Below are 9,693 nucleotides of genomic sequence, written 5' to 3'. Positions count from 1 at the left end.
TGACGGTCGCCCTAGAACTTGATTCATCCATGTAATGAATTACACGGTTTTCTCAAGGGGTGACTTTAAATAAAATTGTCCTAGACTATCTTGTGTTTGGTCAATTTGATCCCACTTAGATTTGATTAAAAAGCCCGCAAAAGGCAGGATACATGCAGACATTAGTGAAATCACTGTAGAGACATTCGTGGTCAAGTTTTCTAGTAAACCCAGTCCTTGCGCGTTGCCTTGGAAAGTTAATAGGGCAACATATAAGATGGGTGCAATAACCAGTAATATAATCACAAAATGTACCATTCGACTTAAATTTTTTCTGGTCATAGGTCACGCTCCTCATTTTCTTTCTGTAATCGTTCTTGTTTTCGCACATATTCAAAATAGGCGATTGCTAATAAGTTGGTGGCTTGGTGGATAGGTAACATAGATGCAAAGGCTTCATCCTTATAATCAAAGCGTGTTGTTTTAAAATAAATTGTATAATCGGCTAAGCTAGCTAATAAACTGGTATGCATTTCACTCACCGCAATCAGGATGGCCCCTTTACTCTTAAAGATTTTCAATTCTCGTTCAATCAATGCCACATTGCCGCTAAAAGACGCCACAATCAGCACATCTCCAGGTTTAATAGATGCACTCGCAATTTTTAGCTCCAAAGGTGCTGAAATATCGATAGAAAATTTATTGTTCAATTTTATTGAGACAAGTTTTCTAACCCGCACCCTGTTCCAAAATTAGGAAATCGGCCCAAGAATAATCAAAAAAAAAACAGAGGGCTTAGGTAAATAGGCTTTCTGTCAGCTTAGATGTGTTTCTTTATTTTGCAAGAAGTTATGGCAATAATACGCCCGAATAGATCTAGACCCGAATCATAATGGCGACGAGTAAGATAAGCCCTTCTCCGGCTAGTTTCCGAAAAATTTCTGGTTCTCGAAGTCTTGCGAAGACTTCTGAATATCTAATGGCTAAAGGTAGTTTGGAGGCTAGGAAGAGGAAGAGCATGAAAATGATCATAGCGTAATCCCCATTAAAATCAGTGTTGCGGTGGTTAGAAATAGGAATAATGCGATGAGGTTAATAAGCCAACCCAATATCCGTATAGTCATCTTCATACCGTCTTATCGAATCAAGTTAAGGACCTGATACTTTTCTTCTATAAATATCTGCTATCATAACTGCTTCCGTGTTCACCCTTATAATATCAAAAATTTTAGAAACCACCTAAAAAAGACCACGTGAAAGTGGCCTTTTTATCATATTCGCAATTATATTATGCATCCGCTAGGTATTTGGTTTCAAATTCATCTAGCAATGCGCGTGCTTCTTCCGTTGATTCAGTTTCCATTAGGCCAATCCGTAAGTCGTTGGCACCACGGAATGCGCGGATGTAGATTTTAAAGAAACGACGTAATGGTTTATATGGACGACCGTCTTTGGCAGCATTTTCGTCGAACAAATCCAAGTGGTATCTGAATAAATCCAACAATTCTTTTGGCGAGTGGTCACGTGCTTCTTCTTCAAAGGCGAATGGATTATGGAAAATCCCACGACCAATCATGACGCCGTCAACACCGTATTTATCCACTAATTCTTGACCGACTTGACGGTTTGGAATATCACCATTAATGGTTAATAAGGTTTGTGGTGCGATTTCGTCGCGTAGTTTTTTTGATTTCTGGAATCAATTCCCAGTGAGCGTCTACTTTAGACATTTCCGTCTTGGTCCGTAAATGAATCGATAAATTGGCAATATCTTGCTTTAACAACAGACTAAGCCATTCTTTATATTCTTCCGTGTCTTGGTGGCCAAGTCTTGTTTTCACTGAAACGGGTAGGCCACCTTCTTTAGCTGCTTGAATTAATTCAACCGCTACATCTGGACGGAGGATTAACCCTGATCCTCGACCGTGTTTAAACACGTTAGGTGCTGGGCATCCCATGTTGATATCTAAACCAGCATAGCCCATTTCATTCATCCCTTTAGCCATTGCCGCAAAATGATCAGGGTTGTCTCCCCAGATATGCGCTACGATAGGCTTTTCATCTTCTGTAAATAGTAATCGTGAATTTAATGAATCGCGACCTTTTGGATGTACATATGATTCTGAATTGGTAAATTCAGTAAAATAAACATCTGGTTTAGCTGCTTTTTGAACTACATGACGAAAAACAGTATCTGTCACATCTTCCATTGGCGCTAAAATAAAAAATGGTCGTGGCAATTCTTGCCAAAAGTTTTTCTTTTCTTCCACAATAAATTCCTTTCTCTTTTTCTTATAAATTGAATACAAAATAAAAAAGCTATTCGCTTTTTTACTTACTCTAGAATTTTTGCTTACAGCGTTACATTATCTCAAATCTGAACCACAATTGGAAGCAAAATATCTTATATCATCATTATATTTTATTCTCTCGAAACTTACCCTAAATTAGTATCATCTTCTTTTTATTTGTGATATAATTCACATGTAAATAGGATTAACAGTTTTATTGCTTTTTATATATGTGGTTTTAATTGTGAATTTTGTAACATAAACTAGGAGGTTTATTATGGTTAGGGTATTTGCAAGTCCGGCACATTATGTTCAAGGTAAAAATATTTTAACAAGTCAAGTAGCTGTAGACTACATTCAAAAGTTAGGTGATAAGGCCTTACTGCTAGCAGATGATGTTGTTTGGGAAATTGTTGGGGAAACCCTAACTGACTCATTGACAGCAGCTGGCATGACTATTATCCGGGAGCCCTTTCAAGGTGAGGCTTCTACTGCGGAGATTGATCGCGTGACGAAAATTGGCCAAGATAATAATGTAAATCTTGTTTTAGCACTGGGTGGTGGGAAAGCCATTGATGCAGGGAAAGCCATTGCAGATGACCTAAAGTCACCAGTAGCTATTTTACCAACAGTTGCTTCTACAGATGCACCGACTTCTGCGTTATCTGTTATTTACTCTGAGGAAGGGACATTTGAGAAATACCGATTCTACAAGAAGAATCCCGATTTAGTCCTATTAGATAGTCAAATTATTGCGCAAGCACCAGCTCGTTTCTTCGCTTCAGGAATCGCTGATGCACTGGCAACTGCAGTTGAAATGCGGCCAACTATGACTGGTAACCACGATACCATGGCCGGTGGGAAAACAACTTTAGCTGCTCAAGCGATTGGAGACAAGAGTAAGGAAGTCTTGTTCGCTGACGGAGTTAAAGCTTTTAAATCCGTTGAAAAACATGTAGTCACACCAGCAGTTGAGAATGTTATTGAAGCCAATACGCTTCTTAGTGGACTGGGCTTTGAATCTGGTGGTCTTGCAGCTGCCCACGCTATCCATAATGGTTTCACAGCTTTAGAAGGTGACATTCATCATCTAACCCACGGTGAAAAAGTTGCTTATGGTACGCTAACACAACTCTTTATGGAAAATCGTCCAACTGAAGAAATTGATGCTTACATCGACCTGTATCAAGCTTTAAACTTACCTACTACCCTAAAAGAATTACACTTGGATCCCGAAGACCGTGACGCCTTGATTCGCGTGGGGAAACAAGCCACAATTGAAGGCGAAACAATTCACAACATGCCATATATCGTCACAGCTGAAGACGTTGCAGATGCTTTGATTGCTGTAGATGCATACGTAACCGGCCGCAAATAAGAATAAAAATGACCAATTCCAAAATTGAAGAGGCTGGGACAAAACTAGCCTCTAATTCGCACGTTTTCTTTGAGTAGGGTTCGCAATCGCTACTTTAACCTTATCATTGAATGAAGTAAGTGTTTCTGGGACTAAGCTATTGGCTTGTAATTGAATATTTGCTACGTCATTCGCCTTGATAACTTTCAAGAATTCATTGGCAAGTATATCTGGGTGAGTACCTTGGCACCGCCGTGCTCGTTTTAGTGAGTCTCTTTTTTGCCTATATGTTAAATTTTGTTCCAGAAGACTGGATGATTGGTACACTTGGTATCATTCCACTCATCTTAGGGATTCGGGCCATATTCACTGATGACGATGAGGCGGATGAAGCCGTTGAGCAGATTGAAGGGCGCGGTACTCAATCCTTATTTTGGACTGTTAGCTTAGTGACCATCGCCTCTGGAGGTGACAATTTAGGGATATACATCCCTTATTTCGCCAGCCTAGAATGGGGGCAAATTCTTGTTGCTATAGCGGTTTTTACCGTAGGTGTTGCCGCTTTATGCGCAATTTCATATCACTTTAGCCGTTTGCCATTAATCGCCGAAACCATCGAAAAATATGAAAAAATCATCATCCCTGTCGTATTCATTGGGCTAGGGTTTTACATCATGTGGGAAAATGGCACCATCCAACATTTCTTGGGTGCCTAAATTTTTTATTAAAAAGAGTTGGTTATCTCTTAAGTAGTTCAGTTTTGGAGTACAAAAAGTGAAAATGTAAACCTAAATGAGTATCAAATTGCAACTGAATTTGATACTCGTTTTTTATTGTTAAATCAACGTTTGTTGTTAATTTACACCACAAAATGTAAGTTAAAATGTATATAAAAATGCGAACGTGAAATAATTATTGTAGGAATGCAAATTGGTGTGTTAAAATGGTTACAATTTACTAAGCAAAAAGGGGTGCATTTTCCTATGCAATTTCTTGAGCCAAAAAATAAGAACGCTAAGTCTGTGGATTGGGAAATATCAGAGCAAGTAAGGGTGATAGTTAAGCAATACGCTGAATATGCAGAGCGTACTGAAAGCGAAGCAGTGGATGAATTCTTATTGAACATTTTAGACGATAAGAAGTTTATTGAATGGATTGCCAACAAGCGAAGTAATAAGCGGATTGTTGAAAAAATGGGTATCAAAGATAGAGTGGGTTGATAGACAATGACCAAGCTTAAAAGATTAGCCACGAAGGAAGATGAAATTGTAGATGTTAAAATTCCGATTTCAAACGAAGAATTAAAAGATAGGGCTAAACAATATGATTTATTAACTCCAAAACGATTTGCAACAAGGTATAACAAAATGTTGTTCTTGCCAACGTCTTTTAAATGGAACGGTTCTGAATATCCCATTCAATATAATTACTGCATCAATCCGTTTTGTTGTAATTTTGGGAAAGAACAGCACAAATTCAAAGATGTAAAAGGGAAACCAAGTCGATATAAAATGACTGGTAGTTCCAAAGATAAAGGTCATAAAGGTATGTACTGCAATGACAATCCTATTGGCAGAGGTGTATCGCAAAACTGTACAGTAACCCCTTTATCTAATTGGTCTGTTGTTGAAGAAATTAAACGCCTTATAGAAATCAATAGCATCCAAGATGTTGAGCCAGATTATCAATTTCATAAAGAAGGCTGCTCGGAAGAAGAATCAACCCCATTCAATGAGCCGAAGCAATTTTACAAAAGGGGGAAAAGTAGGGGCAAATCTCAACGCTATCAATGTAAGGCGTGTAAGAAGTTCACTAATGTTCTACCAAAAAGAGAAGAAACCACTACTTATCACCAACAAAAGAACACCATTCTTCCAATGTTCGCTAAGATGGTTGTTGGAAGGGTTTCAGTCAGTCGTACTTGTGATATTTTAGGAATTGGAGTTGGAACCTACTATCATAAGCTGGAGTGGCTGTATAGGCGTTGTTTGGAGTTTTTAGAACGATATGAGACACAACCCCTTCAAACAAAGAAATTTAACGAGATGTGGCTTAATACGGACAAGATGCACTACTACCTAAATAACGTCCGTAAGAAAGGACAAGGTTCAAAGAAATATACGGGGTTTGAAGACCTTAATATGCAAACGTATATAGTTGTATCTGCTGAGGTCTTATCAAGATATGTGTTCCGTTCTGATGTTGCCTATGATTGGAATATTTCAATGGATGAATTAAATGAAGATACAAGAAAATTCAAAGAAGACCATCTCAATACTTTTAGTCGTAAAAATGATAGGTTAGATTGGTCTTATTATCCACAAGAACCATCCGCTAACGATAGCGAAAATAGGAATGCTTATCTTCACGAATTAGGGAAAATTACTAATAGGAGTAGATTTGTCGATGGTTTAAATGTTGATGCTCCTTATACTACAACTGCTCACTATTGGTTAATTAAACAAATGGTTAATGCCGACGAATGGCGAATGATTAGTGATGATGACTTCTCTATTAGAAACGCCTTTTATAGAGTATTCACGAAAGAATTAAGGTTGAGCGATGCACATCATTTTATTTGCCAAGTTAACAAGACGAAAAGCAGAAAACAATGCTTAAAAGAATTCGGACAAGCAAAAGCAGAACTGCTCGATTGGGGAGATATCAGAGGATTCAAAACAAAGTTTCTACGGACTTTGGCATCTCATTATCTAACTGAATTACTAACAAGTCATCAATTCCACGAAGAGGCTATTAGTAAAGATGGAGAAAGATATCGCAAATATGCCGATAACCCTATCAAACATCCATTAGCCACTAAGGATAAAGGATTTTATTCAGTTGATTGTAGAACGGATTTATCTGCTCTGGAACCAAACGAAATCGCAAAGATGCTATTAAATGTTAATGACCATTCGACCAATAGCTTTATTCAACAGATAAGACGTTATATATCATCTCTTGAAAGACCATTAACAACAGCTCGTGGTGATAAGAAGAGCTATATTTACGCTAACTTCAATCCGAAGTATGCTCAATTTGCGATTACAATTCTAAGAACTTACTACAACTTTTGTCGCCCTTTTAAATCAGCGGATAAAAAGGTTTTGACACCTGCTCAAAGATTAGGGATTACAGATAAACAATTTGATTGGAAAGATATAATTTATTTCAAATGACAAAAAGAGCTTGGAGTAATCCCAAGCTCTTGTGCTTTATCTTTACTGTTCTTCTTCAATTAACGCACCCGTTAACTCAATAAGTTTTTTCTTTCATATACATGAAAATAGTAGTTATACGGATTTTTATCATTCTTTATCCCTTTTTGGGCAAATACCTCATTCCATTCCTCATAATTCACTTCTGGAAAAAAAGTATCTCCTTCGAATTCATGATGTATTTTTGTGATGTACATTTTCTCAACATAAGGGAAAAACAAATTATAAATCTGTTCTCCTCCGAAAATAAAAATTTCTTCTTCGTTTTTACATAACTCAAAAACATCTTCTATTGAATGAACAATTTCACAACCATTAAAGGTAAACCCCTTATCTCTCGTCAGAATAATATTTCTTCTGTCAGGTAAGGCTCTTCCGATTGATTCAAGGTTCTTCCTACCTAATATTATCGGATGTCCCTTTGTAGTATTTTTAACATATTCCCAGTCCTTGGGAATCCTCCAAGGAATGTCATTCTCTTTGCCAATCACTCTATTCTTATCCATCGCAGCAATCAAAGAAACTTTCATTTATAACACAGCCTTTTTAACTAATTTACCATCTAATTTCTTATTTCTATCAAAAAACCTTTTCTCATTATCCTGCCCGTTAGTTGAATAAGCAATTTTTTCTATAAGTTATATTATCATAATACCACAAAATCACAAATTTTCATTCAATTATCATTTTCAATTGCATTTTATAAATCATTTTGTATGTAATTTGGTATGTAAGTTAAAATGAAAAAAGTAGTCCATTTTGAAGTACATTTTGTCATTTTGTACTCCAAAACTGAACTACTTAGTTATCTCTCGCCAACTCTTTTTTTTCTTTGAAAATACAAACTTTTTTCACATAAACTTGAATAACGTTCGTTAATATTTAATAAATACTAGTATATCGCGATTGAAAATCCGTATATAAAGGAACATTAAAATATTTTAATGAAAAACTAAGAAAGTTTTCAAAAGTTATTTACAGATTTCATTTTTTTCGATATATTATCTAACATACAAATGGAAAAACAAAAGTTATGTAAGGTTTCCTGACATGTGTATAGAAAAGAGGTCTTTTTATGGATAGTGGAAGTATTGCTTTTATTATTGTTTGTTCGGCTTTGGTATTTTTCATGACACCCGGATTAGCATTTTTCTATGGCGGTTTAGGTCGTCGTAAAAATGTCATCAATACCATGTTGATGAGTGTGGCTCCGATTGCCATTGTATCTGTCATTTGGTTTGTAGTTGGTTATTCTCTTTCTTTTGGTGGAGAAGGCAGTATCATTGGAGATTTCTCCCATCTATTCTTTAACGGATTGAGTGAAACTGACTCTACACGTGGTTTAGTTATTCCTGATACCTTATTCGCTGCTTTCCAAATGATGTTCCCGATTATTACGGTTGCAATCATTACAGGAGCAGTAGCTGGACGCATGCGTTTTTCAACCCTATTAATTTTTATCGTTGCATGGTTGTTCTTAGTATACTTCCCATTCGCACACATGGTTTGGGACGAAGGTCTTTTAGCTCAATGGGGTACACTTGACTTCGCTGGTGGTGATGTTGTTCATATCACATCTGGTGTTTCAGGTTTAGTCTTAGCCTTGATGGTTGGCAAACGTCGTGACCATGGTCGCCTAGTTTATCGCCCTCATAACGTGCCTTTTGTTCTTCTAGGTGCTGGTATCCTTTGGTTTGGCTGGTTCGGCTTTAATGCAGGTTCTGCGCTAGCTGCAAACGGACAAGCAATCCATGCTTTACTAACAACACATCTATCTGCTGCATCAGCAATGTTATCTTGGATGTTAATTGAACGCTTTAAAACTGGACATTACTCTCTTGTAGGTGCTTCCACAGGTTTAGTAGCAGGTTTGGTTGCTATTACACCAGGTGCTGGTTTCGTTTCTCTATGGAGTGCCGTTGTTATCGGTTTACTTGTTAGTCCAGTATGTTACTTTGCCATTTCAGTATTGAAATCTAAATTTGGTTATGATGATGCTTTAGATGCCTTTGGTTGTCACGGTATTGGTGGTATTTTCGGGGGTATCGTAACAGCTATTTTCACACTTCCAGAATATGCTTTGGATCCAGCAAACGTTGGTCTTTTATACGGTGATGCACACTTGTTATTGGTAACAATTGCCGCAATTCTATTCACTGTCATCTGGTCAGCTTTAGCTACTTTTATCATTGTAAAAGTAATCAGCTTCTTCATGCCAATTCGTGTATCAGAACGTGCTGAGGCAATTGGTCTTGATAACTCTGAACATGGGGAAACAGCTTATCCAACATTTATGGGCATTGATTCATAATAAGAGTAGTGATGGGAATTGATTCCTAACAGGGGTTAGTGAAAGGAAGATGACGATGAAAAAAATCGAAGCTATTATTCGACCAGATCGATTAGAAGATTTAAAATACGGCTTATCAAAAGCTGGTTTTACAAGTGGGATGACCATCAGTCAAGTAATGGGAAACGGTAATCAACAAGGCTTTGCGGAATATGTTCGTGGGCAAAAAATATTACCAACCTTATTAGCTAAGGTGAAAGTTGAAATTATCACAACGGACGACCGTGTTGATGATATCATTGATCTTATTTGCAAGTTAGTAAGTACTGGTGAAGTTGGCGATGGTAAACTCTTTGTTTCTACTATTGATGAAGCTATTCGTATTCGTACAGGGGAACGCGACAGCGACGCCTTATAAATTTGTTACGTGAGGCTGGGACAAAACTAGCCAAAAAAGAGGAGATTGACCACGAAAAATAGTCAATCTCCTCTTTAAATTATCTTAAATTGTCAAATTAAGTGCAACACAGTTTTATAAAAGATTTCATAAGGTGTTTT

10 protein-coding genes and 1 pseudogene are annotated in these 9,693 nt (G+C 37.2%); 6 read left to right on the top strand and 5 right to left on the bottom strand.

The genetic code is table 11. From position 1 onward, the window contains the following. Positions 1 to 39: 39 nt before the first annotated feature. The 3 genes and pseudogenes from AC973_RS03100 to AC973_RS03090 all read right to left on the bottom strand — a co-directional run bounded on the left by AC973_RS03100 (position 40) and on the right by AC973_RS03090 (position 2,189). Positions 40 to 321 (bottom strand): hypothetical protein, encoded by a 282-nt coding sequence (locus AC973_RS03100; RefSeq protein ID WP_048727162.1) that lies wholly within the window; start codon positions 319 to 321, stop codon positions 40 to 42. After that, positions 318 to 689 carry an SIS domain-containing protein gene (locus AC973_RS03095; RefSeq protein ID WP_225968923.1) on the bottom strand — a complete coding sequence of 124 codons (372 nt, stop codon included), beginning with the start codon at positions 687 to 689 and terminating at the stop codon, positions 318 to 320. The genes AC973_RS03100 and AC973_RS03095 overlap by 4 nt, the downstream gene beginning before the upstream one ends. Positions 690 to 1,267: 578 nt before the next feature. Beyond that, positions 1,268 to 2,189, bottom strand: a pseudogene (locus tag AC973_RS03090) (tRNA dihydrouridine synthase). Between the two features lie 358 nt (positions 2,190 to 2,547). Between AC973_RS03090 and AC973_RS03085 the strand changes: the two are divergent. Next, positions 2,548 to 3,648, top strand: coding sequence for a glycerol dehydrogenase (locus AC973_RS03085; RefSeq protein WP_048727156.1), 1,101 nt, complete (start codon positions 2,548 to 2,550; stop codon positions 3,646 to 3,648). A gap of 51 nt (positions 3,649 to 3,699) precedes the next feature. Here AC973_RS03085 and AC973_RS09945 read toward each other — a convergent pair whose 3' ends face one another. After that, on the bottom strand, positions 3,700 to 3,837 hold the full coding sequence (locus AC973_RS09945; RefSeq protein WP_192828979.1) for a hypothetical protein: 138 nt from the start codon (positions 3,835 to 3,837) through the stop codon (positions 3,700 to 3,702). Between the two features lie 44 nt (positions 3,838 to 3,881). Here AC973_RS09945 and AC973_RS03080 point away from each other — a divergent pair, with 44 nt between their 5' ends. The 3 genes from AC973_RS03080 to AC973_RS03070 all read left to right on the top strand — a co-directional run bounded on the left by AC973_RS03080 (position 3,882) and on the right by AC973_RS03070 (position 6,806). After that, positions 3,882 to 4,343 carry a cadmium resistance transporter gene (locus tag AC973_RS03080; protein WP_378103371.1) on the top strand — a complete coding sequence of 154 codons (462 nt, stop codon included), beginning with the start codon at positions 3,882 to 3,884 and terminating at the stop codon, positions 4,341 to 4,343. 267 nt (positions 4,344 to 4,610) lie between these two features. Continuing rightward, on the top strand, positions 4,611 to 4,847 hold the full coding sequence (locus AC973_RS03075; RefSeq protein WP_001159903.1) for a hypothetical protein: 237 nt from the start codon (positions 4,611 to 4,613) through the stop codon (positions 4,845 to 4,847). Between the two features lie 6 nt (positions 4,848 to 4,853). Then, positions 4,854 to 6,806 (top strand): hypothetical protein, encoded by a 1,953-nt coding sequence (locus tag AC973_RS03070; protein ID WP_000163792.1) that lies wholly within the window; start codon positions 4,854 to 4,856, stop codon positions 6,804 to 6,806. A 71-nt stretch (positions 6,807 to 6,877) separates the two neighbouring features. Here AC973_RS03070 and dfrG read toward each other — a convergent pair whose 3' ends face one another. After that, on the bottom strand, positions 6,878 to 7,375 hold the full coding sequence (gene dfrG / locus AC973_RS03065) for a trimethoprim-resistant dihydrofolate reductase DfrG (protein ID WP_000868795.1): 498 nt from the start codon (positions 7,373 to 7,375) through the stop codon (positions 6,878 to 6,880). Between the two features lie 545 nt (positions 7,376 to 7,920). Between dfrG and AC973_RS03060 the strand changes: the two genes are divergently transcribed. Together AC973_RS03060 and AC973_RS03055 are read left to right on the top strand one after the other, a co-directional pair. Continuing rightward, entirely contained in the window at positions 7,921 to 9,156 is a 1,236-nt protein-coding gene (locus AC973_RS03060; RefSeq protein ID WP_048727153.1) for an ammonium transporter, read from the top strand. A gap of 55 nt (positions 9,157 to 9,211) precedes the next feature. Then, a complete protein-coding gene (locus AC973_RS03055) occupies positions 9,212 to 9,553 on the top strand; it encodes a P-II family nitrogen regulator (protein WP_048727151.1) in 342 nt (113 codons plus the stop codon). Positions 9,554 to 9,693 lie beyond the last annotated feature (140 nt).

The organism is Carnobacterium sp. 1290_CSPC, assembly GCF_001053265.1.
GTDB lineage: Bacteria > Bacillota > Bacilli > Lactobacillales > Aerococcaceae > Aerococcus > Aerococcus urinaeequi.
This window is presented reverse-complemented; position numbering and strand designations above follow the sequence as displayed.

Excerpts from the sequence above, each read along its gene's own strand:
- AC973_RS03100 (WP_048727162.1), bottom strand. The coding sequence starts at position 321 with ATGACCAGAAAAAATTTAAGTCGAATGGTACATTTTGTGATTATATTA.
- AC973_RS03085 (WP_048727156.1), top strand. The coding sequence starts at position 2,548 with ATGGTTAGGGTATTTGCAAGTCCGGCACATTATGTTCAAGGTAAAAAT.
- AC973_RS03075 (WP_001159903.1), top strand. The coding sequence starts at position 4,611 with ATGCAATTTCTTGAGCCAAAAAATAAGAACGCTAAGTCTGTGGATTGG.
- AC973_RS03070 (WP_000163792.1), top strand. The coding sequence starts at position 4,854 with ATGACCAAGCTTAAAAGATTAGCCACGAAGGAAGATGAAATTGTAGAT.
- dfrG (WP_000868795.1), bottom strand. The coding sequence starts at position 7,375 with ATGAAAGTTTCTTTGATTGCTGCGATGGATAAGAATAGAGTGATTGGC.
- AC973_RS03060 (WP_048727153.1), top strand. The coding sequence starts at position 7,921 with ATGGATAGTGGAAGTATTGCTTTTATTATTGTTTGTTCGGCTTTGGTA.
- AC973_RS03055 (WP_048727151.1), top strand. The coding sequence starts at position 9,212 with ATGAAAAAAATCGAAGCTATTATTCGACCAGATCGATTAGAAGATTTA.